Annotated in this window: 15 protein-coding genes; 7 read left to right on the top strand and 8 right to left on the bottom strand. The window is 61.5% G+C overall.

Translation table 11 applies throughout. The annotated features are described in order from the left end of the window. Nucleotides 1-205 precede the first annotated feature (205 nt). Both WBR25_RS02560 and WBR25_RS02555 read left to right on the top strand, forming a co-directional pair. A complete protein-coding gene (locus WBR25_RS02560) occupies nucleotides 206-2,965 on the top strand; it encodes a collagenase (protein WP_479749356.1) in 2,760 nt (919 codons plus the stop codon). 187 nt (nucleotides 2,966-3,152) lie between these two features. Further along, nucleotides 3,153-4,100 carry a SanA/YdcF family protein gene (locus tag WBR25_RS02555; RefSeq protein ID WP_479749355.1) on the top strand — a complete coding sequence of 316 codons (948 nt, stop codon included), beginning with the start codon at nucleotides 3,153-3,155 and terminating at the stop codon, nucleotides 4,098-4,100. A gap of 84 nt (nucleotides 4,101-4,184) precedes the next feature. Here WBR25_RS02555 and WBR25_RS02550 read toward each other — a convergent pair whose 3' ends face one another. The 3 genes from WBR25_RS02550 to WBR25_RS02540 form a co-directional block, all read right to left on the bottom strand. Further along, complete coding sequence (locus WBR25_RS02550; protein ID WP_479749354.1) at nucleotides 4,185-4,799, bottom strand: superoxide dismutase; 615 nt, start codon at nucleotides 4,797-4,799, stop codon at nucleotides 4,185-4,187. 17 nt (nucleotides 4,800-4,816) lie between these two features. Then, nucleotides 4,817-5,296: a hypothetical protein gene (locus WBR25_RS02545; protein ID WP_005354955.1), complete on the bottom strand. Its 480-nt coding sequence runs from the start codon at nucleotides 5,294-5,296 to the stop codon at nucleotides 4,817-4,819. Between the two features lie 174 nt (nucleotides 5,297-5,470). Further along, a complete protein-coding gene (locus WBR25_RS02540; protein WP_005335957.1) occupies nucleotides 5,471-6,487 on the bottom strand; it encodes a chemotaxis protein in 1,017 nt (338 codons plus the stop codon). A gap of 201 nt (nucleotides 6,488-6,688) precedes the next feature. Between WBR25_RS02540 and WBR25_RS02535 the strand changes: the two genes are divergently transcribed. After that, the gene (locus WBR25_RS02535) at nucleotides 6,689-7,408 is read left to right on the top strand and encodes an SDR family NAD(P)-dependent oxidoreductase (protein WP_479749353.1); all 720 of its coding nucleotides are present in this window, start codon (nucleotides 6,689-6,691) and stop codon (nucleotides 7,406-7,408) included. Here the strand turns inward: WBR25_RS02535 and WBR25_RS02530 are convergent. Next, the gene (locus tag WBR25_RS02530; RefSeq protein ID WP_479749352.1) at nucleotides 7,395-9,461 is read right to left on the bottom strand and encodes a tRNA(Met) cytidine acetyltransferase TmcA; all 2,067 of its coding nucleotides are present in this window, start codon (nucleotides 9,459-9,461) and stop codon (nucleotides 7,395-7,397) included. The two genes, WBR25_RS02535 and WBR25_RS02530, sit on opposite strands and share 14 nt — an antisense overlap. Next, a complete protein-coding gene (locus WBR25_RS02525; protein WP_100652668.1) occupies nucleotides 9,458-9,769 on the bottom strand; it encodes an HlyU family transcriptional regulator in 312 nt (103 codons plus the stop codon). The genes WBR25_RS02530 and WBR25_RS02525 overlap by 4 nt, the downstream gene beginning before the upstream one ends. A gap of 137 nt (nucleotides 9,770-9,906) precedes the next feature. On the opposite strand from WBR25_RS02525, the gene WBR25_RS02520 reads away from it, so the two are divergent. From WBR25_RS02520 to WBR25_RS02510, 3 genes are all read left to right on the top strand, one after another. Beyond that, complete coding sequence (locus tag WBR25_RS02520; protein ID WP_005335965.1) at nucleotides 9,907-10,113, top strand: bacterioferritin-associated ferredoxin; 207 nt, start codon at nucleotides 9,907-9,909, stop codon at nucleotides 10,111-10,113. A gap of 145 nt (nucleotides 10,114-10,258) precedes the next feature. Beyond that, nucleotides 10,259-10,735: a bacterioferritin gene (gene bfr, locus WBR25_RS02515; RefSeq protein ID WP_005354959.1), complete on the top strand. Its 477-nt coding sequence runs from the start codon at nucleotides 10,259-10,261 to the stop codon at nucleotides 10,733-10,735. Nucleotides 10,736-10,906: 171 nt separating this feature from the next. Further along, nucleotides 10,907-11,365 carry a methylglyoxal synthase gene (locus WBR25_RS02510; protein ID WP_005363178.1) on the top strand — a complete coding sequence of 153 codons (459 nt, stop codon included), beginning with the start codon at nucleotides 10,907-10,909 and terminating at the stop codon, nucleotides 11,363-11,365. Nucleotides 11,366-11,454: 89 nt separating this feature from the next. Here WBR25_RS02510 and WBR25_RS02505 read toward each other — a convergent pair whose 3' ends face one another. Next, nucleotides 11,455-12,606, bottom strand: a complete 1,152-nt coding sequence (locus WBR25_RS02505; RefSeq protein ID WP_198303884.1) for an iron-containing alcohol dehydrogenase — start codon at nucleotides 12,604-12,606, stop codon at nucleotides 11,455-11,457. Between the two features lie 143 nt (nucleotides 12,607-12,749). Beyond that, nucleotides 12,750-13,205, bottom strand: coding sequence for a hypothetical protein (locus WBR25_RS02500; protein ID WP_139443387.1), 456 nt, complete (start codon nucleotides 13,203-13,205; stop codon nucleotides 12,750-12,752). Between the two features lie 474 nt (nucleotides 13,206-13,679). Here WBR25_RS02500 and WBR25_RS02495 point away from each other — a divergent pair, with 474 nt between their 5' ends. Next, nucleotides 13,680-15,152: a C69 family dipeptidase gene (locus WBR25_RS02495; RefSeq protein WP_479749351.1), complete on the top strand. Its 1,473-nt coding sequence runs from the start codon at nucleotides 13,680-13,682 to the stop codon at nucleotides 15,150-15,152. 61 nt (nucleotides 15,153-15,213) lie between these two features. Here the strand turns inward: WBR25_RS02495 and WBR25_RS02490 are convergent, their stop codons facing one another. Then, a complete protein-coding gene (locus tag WBR25_RS02490) occupies nucleotides 15,214-15,960 on the bottom strand; it encodes an SDR family oxidoreductase (RefSeq protein WP_064335364.1) in 747 nt (248 codons plus the stop codon). Between the last annotated feature and the right edge of the window lie 29 nt (nucleotides 15,961-15,989).

The following is a 15,989-nucleotide window of genomic DNA, read 5'->3' as shown; positions in this document are numbered from 1 at the left end:
TTTACCGATCTTCTTTGAAAACAAAAAAAGAAACATGTGAGTCCTTACTGCGGCGCCAACCCACGATAATTCGATCAGACTCAAAAAGTCACCATCTTATTGATTTATCTGATTTTTAATTGGCAATTGATATCCCTTTGGAACCGTTTAAATTGCCTTGCGATTACTCGCAAGACAATACACAAACAAGAACAAAGGGATAAAAATGAACCGTTCAGGTACCGGGTGGCTGCTGCTGGCAGGTCCCCTGCTTTTGGCTACATCCTCGGCGCAAGCCAACTACTCCCCCAATGACTGGCGACAGTATCAGCTGACTGGCGAATCGAGCCGGCAACTGGCCGCGCGCATCACCGAGATCACCTACGAGCTCAAGGCGCGCAGCAGCAACGCCCCCTATCAGCAGCTTAGGGTCTACCGTCGCTTCGACTGGCAGAGCAGCGATCTCGCCGCACTGGCCGAGCAGCAGTGTGGCGAGCCGCAGCTCAAGGTAGATGCAGGCTGGCAGATCCGCTTCGTGCGCTGTGAAGATCGGATTCCGGCGGGTAAGCTCATTCCCGCCAGCAGTTATGACTTTGGTTATGGCCTCAAGCAGGGTCGCTGGGAGCAGCTGGCGGGCACGCCGACCGCCCAGCGGCAGGATCGTCTGCCGCTGCCACAAGCCATCATCCTGGGTCAGAGCGAAAGGGAGCTGGATCGCTGCGAACTCAACGCGCAGGGCCGCTGCGCCGAGTCGGAGTGGCACTATCAGCCGCAGGATTGGCAGCAGTTGCAGGTACTTGAAGAGAGCCCGAGTGAACGGGATGGCCGGTTGGAGCAGATCTTCTTCCGTCTGCAACCGGTGGCAGGCAGTCAGGCTGCCGCTCAGATCAGCGAGCTCCATGTCTGGCGCCGCTATCAGTGGCAGCTGGATCAGCTCACGCCTCAGCAGGAGTGTGATGAGCCACAGGAGCGCAAGGAGGGGAGCAACACCATCCGCTATCGCATCTGCCGTCAGGTAATCCCCGCTGGCAGCGAAGTTCAGGTAACGTTGCAAGATAGCGGCTACCAATACCCTGTCGCCGGCGGCGAGTGGCAACCCCTGCCAGAGAGCAAAGAGTGGCAGGAGAGCCGGGTGCTCAATCGCCCCATCGTGCTGGCCAGCAAGGAGGAGCAGCTGGAGTGCCGTCGCGCCAACGGTCGTCTCTGCTCCGAGCCCGAGCAGCCCGATGTGGATCTGCTCGACAGCGATGCCGCCAAACTGGTGGCCGACGTGAGCGGCCAGAACAGTCCTGCCTGGCAGGCGGATTACGGTCACGATGACGCCAAGCTGATGGCGGTGGTGCGCGGCATGCGTGCCCTGCTGGCGGCCAACCAGCCGACCCATCCGGCGATGGACAAGCTGCTCTACTATGTGCGCGCCCACAACTACCACGGCGGCGTTGGCAAAGAGAGTGATCAGGCCGCCCGGGCTCTGGCCGGGGTGATGATTGATCTGCTCAACCACCCATTGCTGCTGGGTGCCGAACCACAGGATCAGGCTGGCACAGTGCTGGAAGCCTGGAGCGTGGCGGCGCAGGGACAACTTGGCCAAGCAGCCTTCCGCCAGAGTGCCGCCCCCATGCTGGCCCAGCTCAACCAGGCGTTCGGCTATGCGGTGCAACATGCAGCGCAGATCAATGGCCACAAACCCTGGGCCGATGGTCTGTTCGAGCTGCTCAATCTGGTCGATCAGAGCGCCTCTTACGGTCAGCAGGCAGACTTCAGCGCAGCTGTGCTGCAACAGGAGGCGGCATTGCGCCAGAGCCTGCTGCAACTGGGCCTGAGCGAGCTGGCCCTCTGGAAACAGCGCGATGGCTCACGGGATCTGTTTATCTTCAACAACATCCTCGATGCCCACAGCCGCCTCTATCAGATGATGCGCTACCTCCATCACACCAGCCCGGATAAGGCGATCGCCTATCGCCAACAGCTGGATCGCGATGTCATCGCCATCATGCGCCAGCAGGGGCTGATCCCAGGTGGACAGCATCCGGCTGCCATGCTGGAAGAGGTCTCCCTGACCCTCTCCAGCTATTACCTCACCTACACGGATCGCACCAGCGAAGCCTGTATCAGCGGCGAGTTCGCCGGGCTTTGCACACCGATCCGCATGGAAGATATTCTGCCGTTCGAGCACACCTGCTCACCCACCCTGCGTCTGCGTGCCCAGGATCTGACTCAGGCTCAGGCCGAAGGGATCTGCCGCGAGCTGGGTGATGAAGAGCAGCGCTTCCACCAGCAAATGGAGACAGGCTGGCAACCGGTGGCTGATGATCACAACGAGGCGCTGGAGCTGGTGATCTTCAACTCCTCCGCCGACTGGGGCCGCTACGGCAGCGCGCTGTTTGGTGTCTCCACCGACAATGGCGGCATCTATATCGAGGGGGATCCGGCTCGGCCCGGCAATCAGGCCCGCTTCTTCGCCTATGAGGCGGAGTGGAAACGCCCTGCCTTCCAGGTGTGGAACCTGCGCCACGAGTACGTTCACTATCTGGATGGCCGCTTCAACCAGTACGGCAGTTTCGGCCACTATCCGCTCAACCGCACTACCTGGTGGGCCGAGGGGATTGCAGAGTACATCGCCCACGGCCAGTGCTTTGCCCGGGGTCTGGATAACGTAGCAAACCGCCCCGCCAACCAGCGTCCGACACTGGCGGCTATCCTCCACCTTGACTACGACCAGGGTGGCGAGATGGTCTACTCCTGGTCCTATACCGTGCACCGTTTCCTCAACGATACCGGTCGCGGCGCCAGCTGGCTGGCGCTGGCACAGGCGCTGCGCAATCCGGATCGACAGCAGGCGATGAGCGACTTCGAAGGGGAGTTGGACCGCCTGATCGCCAACGACAGCGACGCCTATCAGGCGTGGCTCGCCCGGGATCTGCTGCCTTGGTGGCAAGCCAACAAGGAGTCAGACGCCTGCAAGGGTAACGACTCCGCCCACTGATAAACCTTCACCGACCAGAGGGGCTGCCACCGCAGCCCCTCTCTTTATCCTCCCGCTCTCCCGGCCTCTGCTGCGACAACCTCTGCCCGAATGAGGTGCCCGCCCGTTATCAAGCCTGACGCCAGCGGCCGAGTTGTAATAGAATGCCGATAGCCACTCCCAACTTCAGACCCTGACCGCACCGCGCATGAAGAAGTTTGCCAAGATCCTCCTCGCCTGCCTCGTTTTGCTGCTGGCCCTGATTGCCATGCTGCTGGGCTACAGCGAGTGGATCGTCTCGGATGCCCGTCACTACACCTACGATCAGGTGGACAAGGTGCCCTACAACCGGGTTGCGGTGGTGCTGGGTACCTCCAAATATCTCTCCGGTGGCGGCCCCAACCACTACTTCAAATACCGCATCAAGGCGGCGGCCGAGCTCTACAACAATGCCAAGGTGGACTTCATCATCGTCTCCGGTGACAACGCCACCGTGCAGTACAACGAGCCACGCCAGATGCGCCGCGCCCTGATCAAGGCGGGCATCCCCGCCTCCGCCATCTATATGGATTTCGCCGGATTCCGCACCCTCGACTCAGTTGTTCGCGCCAAAGAGGTGTTCGGCCAGGAGCGCTTTACCGTGGTCTCCCAAGGCTTTCATAACGAGCGGGCCATTTTCATCGCCCGCCATTTCGGTATCGATGCGGTCGGCTTCAATGCCGAGGACCCCAGCGCCTATCAGGGGATCCGCACCCGGGTGCGGGAAGTCTTTGCCCGCCTGATGGGGCTGCTCGACCTCTATGTACTGGACAAGGGGCCCAAGTTCCTCGGCGCTCCTGTGCCCATCGGTCTGCCTGTGCCTTGCCAGTCACTGAGCACCATCGGCAGCCTGCAACCCTGCCTCAAACAGCCCAAACCGGCGGTGGATGAGGCCAAGCCAGCGGCAGTATCTGCCGCGGTTGCCACCGAGTCGGCTACTCCATCTGCCTCGGCCGTGACTGAACAAGTCACGCTAGCTTTATCCGCTGCGGCAACGACCGAGCCGGTCACTCCCGCCAAATCCGCAGCAGAAACCGCCGCCGAGATGCCCAGCGCGGCCTTGCCCACATTGCCGGTGGCCCCTTCAGCCGCCAGCGCCAGCACAGCCGCACCATAAACAGATGACCCGCCAACTGGCGGGTCTTGTTATTACAGCGCAGGTTGTGGCGGTGAGCCTGTACACCCATTCCCAGCGGCCAAGTCAGCCTCGCGCCGCCTGATAGCGGCGGGCCACTTCGGCCCACTCCACCACCTGATAGAAGGCTGCGATATAGTCAGGACGCTTGTTCTGGTACTTGAGATAGTAGGCGTGCTCCCACACATCCAGCCCCAGGATCGGGGTATGGCCATGCATCAGGGGACTATCCTGATTGGCACTGCTCTCCACCTGCAATCTGCCCGCCTTGTCCACCACCAGCCAGGCCCAGCCGCTGCCAAAGCGACTCAGGGCAGCCTGAGTGAAGGCCTGCTTGAAGACATCGAATCCCCCCAATTCCCGCTCGATGGCCAGAGCCAGCTCACCACCCGGCTCACCGCCCCCCTGCGGGCTCATCACCAGCCAGAACAGGGAGTGGTTGGCATGGCCGCCACCATGGTTGCGGACCGCCCCCTGCAGGGCGGTTGGCAGGGTGTCGAAGCGGCGCAGCAGATCCTCAACCGGCATTGCGGCCAGCTCTGGCGCCCCTTCCAGCGCGGCGTTGAGGTTGTTGATATAGGTCTGGTGATGACGACTGTGGTGGATCTCCATGGTCAGGGCATCGATATGGGGTTCCAGTGCGTCGTAGGCATAGTTCAGGGCTGGCAGGGTATGGCTCATGATGACCTCTGTTCAGATTAATGGAGCCGGGATGAGGGCTCGCTCTGACACAGGCAGTGACCGAGCGAACGCATGATCCCGGCGTGGCTGCCGTGGCGCTGTACGAACGTCAGCAACTCGGCACGGGTTGTGCGGGTATGGCGCAAAGCAGCCTCTCGCAGGCGAGAGGAGCAAGCGGGGGAGTGACAGGTCGCCAGCAGGCAGTCGTGCACATAGCAGAGCAGGTCGGCGGCGCGATCGGGCAGAGTCATGGCCACCAGCAGATCCGCCAGATTGTGGTGAGCCACAACCAGCGCAGCCACCGCCTCATCCGCATCGTGCCACTGCACCAATTGCTGACGAGCCAGCCAGAGCGCCTGCTGATAATGGGCCAGCGCCTGATGATACTCGCCGCAATCAAACAGCCGGTTGCCCTCTCGGGTCTGCTGTTTCCAGTGACTCATGCTGCTGCCACCTTCGGTCGACTCGACCCATCCCTTCACCCAGGTTGCTGTCATATGCTTCACACCAACAAATGATAATAATTATCATTACATGAATCATATCCGGGAGACAAGGGGCGTCGGGATCGCAGCAAACAGCCAAAACAGCGCGGCCACTCCTTGGCAAGGAGTGGCCGCTTGAGGCACCGGTCAGTGGATTCGACCGGCTAATTGGAAGTTAACGGCAGGTCAGATGTTGTTGGCGGGCGAGGGTGGGGCAATCCCCAGAAGCATATGATCCATCATCCCCACCATGCGCCCTATCTCGGGCTTGGTGATGGTATCGTTGGCCCCCAGTTGCAGCGCTTTCTGGCGGTTGTCATCGCTCATCAGAGAGGAGAACATCACGATGGGCATCTCCTTGTAGGAGGGGGTATCCCGCAGCCGCTTGAGCAGGTGCATGCCATCCATGCGCGGCATCTCCACATCGGTGATCACCGCATTGACGAAGCCGGTCACCGGCATTCTCTCCTCCTGGGCCAGACGATCGAAATCCGTCATCATCTCCAGCCCCTCTCCCCCGTCCTTGGCCGTGATCACGTTGTAGCCGGCGGTGCGCAGGGTGGTTTCGATCATCTTGCGGATAAAGGCCGAGTCATCCACCACCAGGATGGTTTTGCCCTGACGCAGCGCCATCATGCGATCGTCGATGAGCACCTTGCGGTCCTGAGTGACGTCGTATTTCTCCATGCTGAGCTCGGGGTTGATATCGGCGATAATCTTCTCGAAATCGAGGATCATGATGAGGTTGCCATCACGCCTGACCACGGCCACCACGCAGTCGTTCTCCCCCGCTTCCAGAAACTGGCTGGGGGACTCCACATCCTCCCAGGAGACCCGGTGGATCCTGCTGACGCTATCGATCAGAAAACCGTTGGCCATCTTGTTGAAGTCGGTGACGATCACCACCTTGTGGCTGGGGTCCGGGTTGGTCTTGATGCCGAGCCAGCCCGCCAGATCCACCAGCGGGATGAGGCGATCCCGCAGGGAGAAGACCCCCACCATATGACGCTGGGCATTGGGGTAATCTGTGGTTTCCGGCACCCGGATCACCTCGCGTACCTTGGCGACGTTGATCCCGTAATAAGCGGTTTTTTCACGGCCGTCCGGTAGCTGCTTCTTGAGGTGAAACTCGATGATCTCAAGCTCGTTGGTGCCACTTTCGGTCAGGATAGATTTACGCTCTTCCCCATCTTTGGACATCATGGTGACTCTCATTCTGGTTGCGCGGGCAGCAGACCGCTGCGGTTTTCCCTCAGTATAGGAATGGAATTCACCCAACGGCTCGGATCTCGGCAAGATTGCATCGTTAACCGCTTGATCCCGCAGGCTGGCACGATCGTATCTGCCAATCAGGACAACATTGGCGGATGGTGAAATCCATCATGCCCCCACAAGGAGCCTGAGATGAGTGAAGGTATCGTCGTGATTGGCGCTTCTGGCGGTATCGGGGCGGCGCTGGTCGCACACTGGTTGGCGGCGGGTGTCGGGCCAGTGATTGCCATCAGTCGTCAACCCGCACCAGCAGGAGCCTCTTCGCCGGCCCTGCACTGGCTATGTTGTGATTACAGCGATGAGCAGATGGCAACTGCGGTAGCCCGCATCGCGGAGTTGGCGCCGAGACCCCATCGGGTGGTGATATGCAACGGCATACTGCATCAGGGGGAAATCCAGCCAGAGAAGCGACTCGAAGCAATCAATCTCGATGCCATGACCCGCCTCTACCAGACCAACGCCTTGCTGCCGCTGCGCTGGCTCAGCCAGTTGTTACCGCTGTTTGGCCGCGAGCCCTGCACTCTGGCCGTTCTCAGCGCTCGGGTCGGCAGCATTGGCGACAACCGAACGGGCGGCTGGTATGGTTATCGTGCATCCAAGGCCGCCCTCAACATGCTGCTCAAGTGTGCTGCCATCGAGCTGGCCCGGCGGGCCCCAGGCGTCAAATTGCTGGCCTTCCATCCCGGCACCGTGGATACCCAACTCTCCCGCCCGTTTCACGCCAATGTACCGGCGGGAAACGTGCAGAGTCCCGAGCTGGTAGCCGACCATTTGATTAACCTGATGAACCGACTGAAACCGGATGGCGAGCTGAGCTTTCTCGACTGGCAGGGCAAACCTATCGAGTGGTAGGGGAGATCAGGAGACGCGCCAGCAGTGCCCGCAGCGCCTTGATAACTGCTGGCTTACCCGCCAGCTGCAACCTCGCAGCCAGCGCCCCCCACTCTGCGTATTGCCAGATGGGGGCAATCAGCAGAGAACGTTCGTCAGGGGTCAGCGAAGCCAGCACAGCCAGATTGCGCGCCAGCCACAGCTGCAAGCTCGACTGGCTCAGTTCGAACGGCTTGTGATGCAGGGCAAAGCACTCAACCTCATCGCGCTCGAACTCGCCAAGCTCCGCTGCGGTAGCGGTGCTGCCTTGCAGACATTGCCATACCAACTCGGGATCCAATCCTTTCAACTCTCCCGCCAGCAAGGTCGGCAACTGGCGAATGAAACGCTGTTGCCACTGATCCAGCTCGGGCTCATGCTCGGGTTTCAGCGCCTTTAGCAGCAGGGCTGCGTGACAGCCGCTGGCGGCATCCCGTTGCAGGCCGATGCGCAGCACCTCCAGCCCGGCCTTGCGCCAGAAAGGGAGCAGGTCGGCGCTAGCCGAAAAGGCAGAACCGAGGTAATCGATCCCCGCCTGACGATAATGTTCTTCAAGCCTGCCAAGCAGCAGCGAACCCAACCCGTGGCGGTGCAGCTCGGGGTGGATGGCGATACGCATCACCCGGGCGTAGCTGCGCCCCCCCGCCGTTTTGAACCCGGCGTGGGCCAGCAGCGACTGGGGCAGCAGATGGCCGCGCGGACGGCGGCGACCGGCCCAGATCGCCTCGGCCAGCTCGGGCTCTATCCCCCCTTCCCGCGCCACCAAGGCCACACCCAGCAGGCTCGCACCCTGCTCCAGCAGATGGATGTCGAGATCCGGGCTCTCCAGCAGGGACCTGAGATCGCTCGGCGTGGTCTGGTAGTGAGCCAGCACCAGCAGGCCAAAGAGCTGGTTGAGCAGCGCCTCGTCGCTCGCTAGCTCCTCTTGACTGACCAGACGCCAGCTCGGGCTGGTCGGCGGCAAGGGCATTGCGACTTCGGCATTGAGGCCGAGCAGGCGGAAAATCAGCGGCTCCAGCGGATCGCGCCCACTCCAGCGAATGGGCTCAGAGAGGTGGATCTCCTGCCACTCCGGGGTCTGGCTATCGAGCACACGCTTGAAGCGCAGGTGAAAACCGCGCCCCGTCCCCTCGTAACCGTGCTCGGTGGTGGCAAACACAATGCGGCTGTGGCGGGCCAACATGGCTTCGAGCAGCGGGGTCGGAATGGCGGCCGCTTCATCCACCAGCAGCAGATCGGGATTCATCGCCTCGTGCACCAGCCGATCCGGCGAGCAGTAGCTCAGTCCGGTCAGCTGTTCCGGCGTGGTATCTAGCCCACGAGCGGCGTGGGCAAACAGGGTCGCCACCGTTGCCTGCGAGGGGGCCGTCACCACTATGTTCAGCGCGGGCTGCTGGCGCAGCAGCTCGGCGGCAGCCAGCCCCAGCAGCGCACTCTTGCCACGACCGCGGTCAGCGCTCAGCACCAGCGGCCGACGGCGATGACCGTGCAACACCTTGTGGATGGCGGGCAGTGCCCGCGCCTGATCGCAGCTCAGCCTGCGCTCCGGCCCAAGCGGTTGCCACGGTTGTGAGCAAACCGGCGGCTCCAGAGAGAGGGCAGGATTCCCCGCCAGCAACCGCACCAGCCGGGCGATAAAGCCGTGACCGGCCCGACCCGCCTCCTCCGGCTGCGCCACCAGCCGGATCCGGTCAGGATCCGGCCATGCAGGCCACTGTGCTCTGGGCGGGGTCAGCAGCAACAGCAAGCCACCGGCGCATAGAGTACCTGCCAGCGCCCCGAAGGCATCGGGATGAAAGCCGCTGAAGGCGTTGAACACCAGCGTGTCGCACTCCTGACCGAGCCGCTGCTGCGCCTTGGCAGCGGGTTGCGGGGCATAACACTCGGGCCCGGCACCCAGCCAGAAGACGGTCTCGCCGAGCAGGGATTGGGCGCGGGCAATGCAGTCGGCCTCCTCCCCCTCCAGCCAGATCAGGCGCCGTTCACCGGCGCGGGCCAGCGCCTCGCGCAACAGGGTGACCTCTTGCTGTGTCATGAAGCTTGGCTGTCAGCCGGTTTGCGGGGCTCGAACATGCGATCTCCCATCTGATCGATAAAGGTGTGGGCCTTCTGCACCATGAAACGCTCGGCATCGGCCGGATTGGCAAACAGATCGGAGCGGATGAAACGATGGGTGTGCAGCACGCCGTCCAGCTCCTTGGTGATGCGCCCTGCCAGTCGGTACTGGCCACCTTCTGCCATGGGTTCCGGATAGATGAGATAGCCGGCATATTCGGTGGGGGTGACTTCCGGTGCCTTGGTCGGCTCGCCCCCGAACAGGGCGCTGAACAGTTTCTTGAACATGGTGATCTCCTCTGGTTGCCAGCATTGTCCCCAAGGGGTTGCACAGTGGCAAGCAGGGGATCTTATTACCAATGGTTATTTGCACTACGAACCATTCTCATTTAGATTTCATTTAATTTCAGCGCGAGGTAACCACCATGTATGTCTGTTTGTGCCGCGGCATCACAGATACCCAGATCCGCAAAGCGGTGCAGTCAGGTAAAAGCGAATTCCGCCAGCTCAAGCAGTCGCTCGAGGTGGGCGCCCAATGTGGCAAATGCGTGCGCATGACCATGGAGATCATCGCCGCCGAACTCGACAAGATGGAGCAGGAGCAACCCGTGCTCTACTACGAAGTGGCCTGATCTGGACACCTCTTTTCTGATGCGACCCGCCAACAGGGTCCCCCCCTTTTCTCAGGCGAGCTGGCTCGCCAGACCTCTTGTTGTCACTTTTCTGGACTAAGCTCTAACGATCGGAGCCTCAGGCACGAACCAAGGAGCACTGTCGATGAAAGGAGATCCCAAGATCATTGCCCACCTCAACAAGGTGCTGGCCAATGAGCTGATTGCCATCAACCAATACTTCCTGCACGCCCGCATCTACGATGACTGGGGCCTCAAGGCGCTCGGGCACAAGGAGTATCACGAGTCTATCGATGAGATGAAACACGCCGATGAACTGGTCAAGCGCGTGCTGTTTCTCGAAGGGCTGCCCAATTTGCAGGATCTGGGCAAGCTGCGCATCGGCGAGACCGTCGAAGAGATGTTGCGCTGCGACCTGTCTCTGGAGATGGATGCCATCCCCGACCTCAAGGTAGCCATCGCCTACGCCGAGTCGGTGCAGGACTACATCAGCCGCGACCTGTTCCAGGAGATCCTTGAGGATGAAGAGGAGCACGTGGACTGGCTGGAGACCCAGCTAGACCTTATCGATCGCATCGGGCTGGAGAACTATCAGCAGTCGCAACTGCACCACGGCTCCTGAGCCCGCAGGCCAGCAAGCAAAGAGACCCGCCAGCGCGGGTCTCTTCATTTGAGCAGCCATGACCCGAAAACTTTTCGACAGGATCACAGTTAATACGCCCGACACAGCATCTGTCATGGCTTTCGATTAGGATACGACTCTCTTCCAATAACAATGCTACGGACGATTTCCATGGAACAGATTGCACGCGAGATGGCGCCCCACAAGCGGGTGGCTCTGGTGGCTCACGACAACATGAAGACCCCTCTGCTGAACTGGGTGATGCGCCGCAAGGAGGAGCTCAAGCTCCACCATCTCTATGCGACCGGCACCACCGGCACCATGCTCGGCAAGAAGGCGCAGCTGCCCATCACCTGCCTCTTCTCCGGCCCCATGGGGGGTGACCAGCAGCTCGGCGCCCTGATCGCCGAAGGGAAGATCGACGTGCTGATCTTCTTCTGGGATCCCCTCAATGCGGTGCCGCACGATCCGGACGTGAAGGCGCTGCTGCGCCTTGCTGCGGTCTGGAACATCCCGGTCGCCACCAACGAAGCGACCGCCGACTTCATCATGGACAGCCCCCATATGCGGCAAGCGTTCAGCGTACAGATCCCGGATTACGCCGGTTATCTGAAGGCGCGCACCGAGTGATCGGCTAACCCGTCATGCAAGAGGGCCGCAACAAGCGGCCCTCTTTAATTGGGAAAATGCATCAGCCAGGGAAACAAACCGGCGCCGACTTATAGCGCCCGGGCGAGAATGCGTGCCACCCGATCCGGGTCGATATCCTGCTGCTCACCGAGCGCGGTGCGCCCCACCCGCTTGAGGTTGGAGCAGACCGCCGGAATGCAGCTTTCGCTGAGGCCATAGTCGGCCAGCCGGGTACCCAGTCCCATCTTCTGGAAGAACTGCTCGGTGCGGATGATCGCCTCTTCGATACGCAGGGCCTTGTCCTCGCGGGTCGAATGCCACACCCGCTCGGCAAACTGGGCCAGCTTGTCCTGCTTCTGGCTCGCCCGCTCACGGAGCAGTGAGGGGAGCACCACCGCCAAGCTCTGGCCGTGGTCGAGCCCGTAAAGCGCCGTCAGCTGATGGCCGATGGCGTGAGAGGCCCAATCCTGCGGCACTCCACAACCGATAAGGCCGTTGAGTGCCAGACTGGCCGCCCACATCAGATTGGCACGTACCTGATAGTTGGTCGGCTCCGCCAGCGCCCTGGGGCCGTTCTCCACCAGCACCTGCAGCAAACCTTCCGCCAGCCGATCTTGCACCTCACCGCCGACCGGGAAGGTGAGGTACTGCTCGGCGATATGGACGAAGGCATCCACCACTCCGTTACCGGTCTGGCGCGGCGGCAAACTGTAGGTGGTCGCCGGATCGAGCACCGCAAATTGCGGCTGCACCAGCGGGCTTCTGAAGGAGATCTTCACATCCCCCCGGCTCACCACCGAGGTGGGATTGCTCTCGGAGCCGGTTGCCGGCAGGGTCAGCACGCAGCCCATCGGCAGCGCCTTGTGCACGCTCGCCTGCTTGCCGCAAATATCCCAGGGTTCATCCCCCTCGTAGCAGGCGGCCGCCGCGACAAACTTGGTGCCATCCACCACGGAGCCGCCACCGACCGCCAGCAGGAAGTCGATGCGCTCACGCTTCACCAGCGCCACCGCCTCCATCAACAGCTCGTATCTGGGATTGGCGCCGATGCCGGAGAACTCCCGCCACGTCACCCCTTCCAGCGCCCGGGTCAGCTGCTCATAGACGCCGTTTTGCTTGATGCTGCCGCCGCCGTAGAGCACCAGCAGCCGGCTGCCGGGCGGGATCAGTTCGGGCAGGCTGGCGATCTGCCCCTCGCCGAAACAGATACGGGTCGGATTGGCATATTGGAAGTTGTACACGGCGGACTCCTCGACTGGCTCAATGCGCGGACATTGTGCGCCTGTGGGGAGGTGAGGTCAAAAGAGGTGGCAGAAGCTTGCCCATCGGCGGTCGACACTGGCCCATCGGTGCCGACCGGGTAGATCTCAGAACAGCGGCAGGATCAGGCAGTTTTGGCCTCATCTTTGGATGAGCTCTTCTTGCCGGTCAGGCGATCCATCGCCTCCTTGAGCATCGTCTCTCGCTGTTCGTTGAGCGGCTTGCTCTGCTCCGCCCGCTCTTCCGGCGTCAGCTTCTTGTTATCGGCGATGCTCTTGAGCTTCTCTTCGATCTCGTTGAACTTCTTGCGATCGAAACCAAGCGCCTTGTCCACCAGCTGCTGCACCACGCCCCCCTTGTCGGAGCTCATATCCAGCGCCGGTGGCAACTTGTTGTTCTTGGCCAGATGTTCGTAGGTCAGCACCTGCTGGGCCTGACCGGTCATGCGCTGGGTGGAGAGGCTGACCATCTCCTCCCAGCCACCGCCCTGGCCGCCGCTACTGGCACTGTTGAGGGTAGCGAGGGCACGGTTGTTGGATGCGCTCTGGGCAAGCTGCTGGCTGTAGGGTTTGATATCCATGGGGGCTCCAATTCGGTGCGCATCTGCGGCAATGGGCACAGGCTGATCCGGTCACATGGGGCGTCAGGCCCCACCATTATCAATTAAACCAGCAAGTTACAGGCCAACTTGTCAGATGGTGCAAGATCCCGCGCTATGGCGGATCTCACCACGCCCCCCACGCAAGGCTGACGTCAGAATCATGACTCATCTGCTGCCGGTTCTCGCTGTTTTGGCACATTTCGCCGTCCGCGCACCACGACGCCAGAGAAAAGTCAGGAACCGCAGCTCGATCACAAAATAAACAACCACTCAGGAATACAATTTTGGCGCACATCACAACCAGCCAGCCGTGTCATGGATGATCTGTTCGAAAAACCAATAACAGGCAGACCAATCTGCCGAGCTCACTCCGCTGCCAGTTCGGAGTTGCAGCCTCCCCACACCTCATCCCCTCGTCTGACTCTCACTCACCGCAACCCTTCGGGTACACCTATGAAAAAACACACCTTGAGTCTTCTCTCCGCCACCCTGCTCACCCTGCTTGGCACCAGTGCCGACGCCTGTACCGGCCTCATCGTCGGCAAGGGGGCCAGCGCCGACGGCAGCGTGATGATCGCCAGAAACGAGGATTTTGGCGTCAACAACTGGAACAAGTACCTCGCCTTCCGGCCCGCGCAACAGAACGAGGGCAAACTCTGGAAACTGGGCAACGGGCTGGAAGTGCCGATGCCCAAGGCGTTCTTAGCCTACTCCGCCATCCACGACTGGGATGCCACCACCAGCGACCCGGCAGGCAAATATTATGAAGAGCGCGGTATCAACGAGTTCAACGTCGCCATCTCGGCCACCACCAGTGCCGAGGTCAACGACAAGGCCCAAAAAGCCGATCCGCTGATCGAGAAGGGAGTGATTGAAGCCATCATCCCGACCCTGATCCTGCCGCAGGCCAAGACGGCCAAAGAGGGAGTCGAGCTGCTCGGCCGCTATGTGGAGCAATATGGCGCCGGTGAGGGCAACAGCCTCTATCTGGCGGATGTGAACGAGGCCTGGCTGATGGAGATCGGCTCCGGCCACCACTGGATCGCGGTGCGGGTGCCGGACGACAGCTACGCCATGGTGGCCAACGGCCTGCGCATCCACGGCGTCAATCTCGACAGCGCCGATGTGCTGCACTCGCCCAAGCTGCTGGAGTTCGTGCGCGAGCACAAACTGCTGGATAACGCCGACCCGAAAGATTTCAACTTCGCCAAGGCATTCGGAGTGATTGCCGACCCCTACAACGTGGATCGGGAGTGGCTCGGCCAGAACATGCTGACGGCCTCCCACAAACAGGCGACCCGGCAGGCGCAATATCCACTGTTTATGAAGCCGGATGCCCCCATCGCCGTGCCGGACGTGGCCAAGGTGCTGAGCGCCACCTATGACGGTACGCCGCTCGCGGGCAAGGCGGAGCGGCCGATCCGCGTCGATCGCCAGCAGGAATCCCACGTCATCCAGCTGCGCAAGGAGATGCCCAAAGAGCTGCAGGGGCTCATCTGGCAGAGTTACGGCGTGCTGGCCGAATCTGTGATGGTGCCACTCTACAACACCCTGGAAAACTATCCCCAGCCCTATCGCACCGGCAGCGACAGCTACTCCGACGATTCCGCCTACTGGCAGTTCCGCAGCCTGACCGCGCTGGCCAGCGCCGATCCGGACAAGTACCTGCCGCTGCTGCGCGGCGTCTGGAGCAAGGAGAGCAACAAGCTCTACAAGGAGGTGGCCCTGCTCGACCAGAGCCTCAAGCAGGCCTATGCCAGCGACAAGGCTACCGCCATCGGGCTGGCTGCCGACTACTCCTATGGCCAGTTGGAGCAGACCTATCAGATGGCCAAAACGCTGCGCTACAAGCTGATGACGGATCTCACCAAGCGCAGCGAGAAGAAGTATTCGCCGGAGGAGTTCAAGAAGATCATGAGCCTGTAATCGGCTCGCCAACGCAAAGAGGCTCCCAAGGGAGCCTCTTTTGTTTCAGCCAATGCAGCGATCAGCGACGGCTGATATTGAGCGGGCCGAAGGTCTGGGCCACCGGCATGATCTCGATGCTGTTGATGTTGACGTGGGCCGGTTGCTGGCTCACCCAGAGCACGGTATTGGCGATATCTTCCGGCTGGATCGCCTCCACCCCCTGATAGACGGAGGCCGCCTTGGCGTCGTCACCGTGGAAGCGCACGTTGGAGAACTCGGTGCCGCCGCACAGGCCCGGCTCCACGTTGGTGACGCGGATGGCGGTGCCCGCCAGATCGGCGCGCAGGTTGAGGCTGAACTGCTTCACGAACGCCTTGGTGGCGCCGTAGACGTTGCCGCCCGGATAAGGGTAGGTACCCGCGATGGAGCCGATGTTGATGACATGGCCGCGATTGCGCGCCACCATGCCCGGCAGCAGCAGACGGGTGAGCAGGGTCAGGCCGCTGATGTTGGTGGCGATCATCTGCTCCCAATCTTCCAGATCCGCCTTGTGGGCCGGCTCCAGCCCCAGCGCCAGACCGGCGTTGTTGACCAGCAGATCCACCTCGCTCCAGGCGGCTGGCAGGCCGGCGATGGCGGCGCGGGTGGCCGCCTTGTCCTGCACGTCGAACGCCAGCGGCAGGAACTGCTCCCCCAGCTCGTCAGCCAGCGCAGCCAGCCGCTCGGCGCGGCGACCGGTGCCGATCACCTTGTAGCCCGCCTGCACCAACTGGCGGCTGATGGCTTCACCAAAACCGGACGAGGCGCCCGTTACCATTGCAATCATCTGAACCTCCATATCTACACCGATATTGT

Source organism: Aeromonas sp. MTB, assembly GCF_056632455.1.
The sequence above is the reverse complement of the archived record's forward strand: the minus strand, read 5'-3'. Positions and strand labels throughout refer to the sequence as shown.

Coding starts and splice junctions, on each gene's coding strand:
- WBR25_RS02560 (WP_479749356.1), top strand. CDS start 206: ATGAACCGTTCAGGTACCGGGTGGCTGCTGCTGGCAGGTCCCCTGCTT.
- WBR25_RS02555 (WP_479749355.1), top strand. CDS start 3,153: ATGAAGAAGTTTGCCAAGATCCTCCTCGCCTGCCTCGTTTTGCTGCTG.
- WBR25_RS02550 (WP_479749354.1), bottom strand. CDS start 4,799: ATGAGCCATACCCTGCCAGCCCTGAACTATGCCTACGACGCACTGGAA.
- WBR25_RS02545 (WP_005354955.1), bottom strand. CDS start 5,296: ATGACAGCAACCTGGGTGAAGGGATGGGTCGAGTCGACCGAAGGTGGC.
- WBR25_RS02540 (WP_005335957.1), bottom strand. CDS start 6,487: ATGATGTCCAAAGATGGGGAAGAGCGTAAATCTATCCTGACCGAAAGT.
- WBR25_RS02535 (WP_479749353.1), top strand. CDS start 6,689: ATGAGTGAAGGTATCGTCGTGATTGGCGCTTCTGGCGGTATCGGGGCG.
- WBR25_RS02530 (WP_479749352.1), bottom strand. CDS start 9,461: ATGACACAGCAAGAGGTCACCCTGTTGCGCGAGGCGCTGGCCCGCGCC.
- WBR25_RS02525 (WP_100652668.1), bottom strand. CDS start 9,769: ATGTTCAAGAAACTGTTCAGCGCCCTGTTCGGGGGCGAGCCGACCAAG.
- WBR25_RS02520 (WP_005335965.1), top strand. CDS start 9,907: ATGTATGTCTGTTTGTGCCGCGGCATCACAGATACCCAGATCCGCAAA.
- bfr (WP_005354959.1), top strand. CDS start 10,259: ATGAAAGGAGATCCCAAGATCATTGCCCACCTCAACAAGGTGCTGGCC.
- WBR25_RS02510 (WP_005363178.1), top strand. CDS start 10,907: ATGGAACAGATTGCACGCGAGATGGCGCCCCACAAGCGGGTGGCTCTG.
- WBR25_RS02500 (WP_139443387.1), bottom strand. CDS start 13,205: ATGGATATCAAACCCTACAGCCAGCAGCTTGCCCAGAGCGCATCCAAC.
- WBR25_RS02495 (WP_479749351.1), top strand. CDS start 13,680: ATGAAAAAACACACCTTGAGTCTTCTCTCCGCCACCCTGCTCACCCTG.
- WBR25_RS02490 (WP_064335364.1), bottom strand. CDS start 15,960: ATGATTGCAATGGTAACGGGCGCCTCGTCCGGTTTTGGTGAAGCCATC.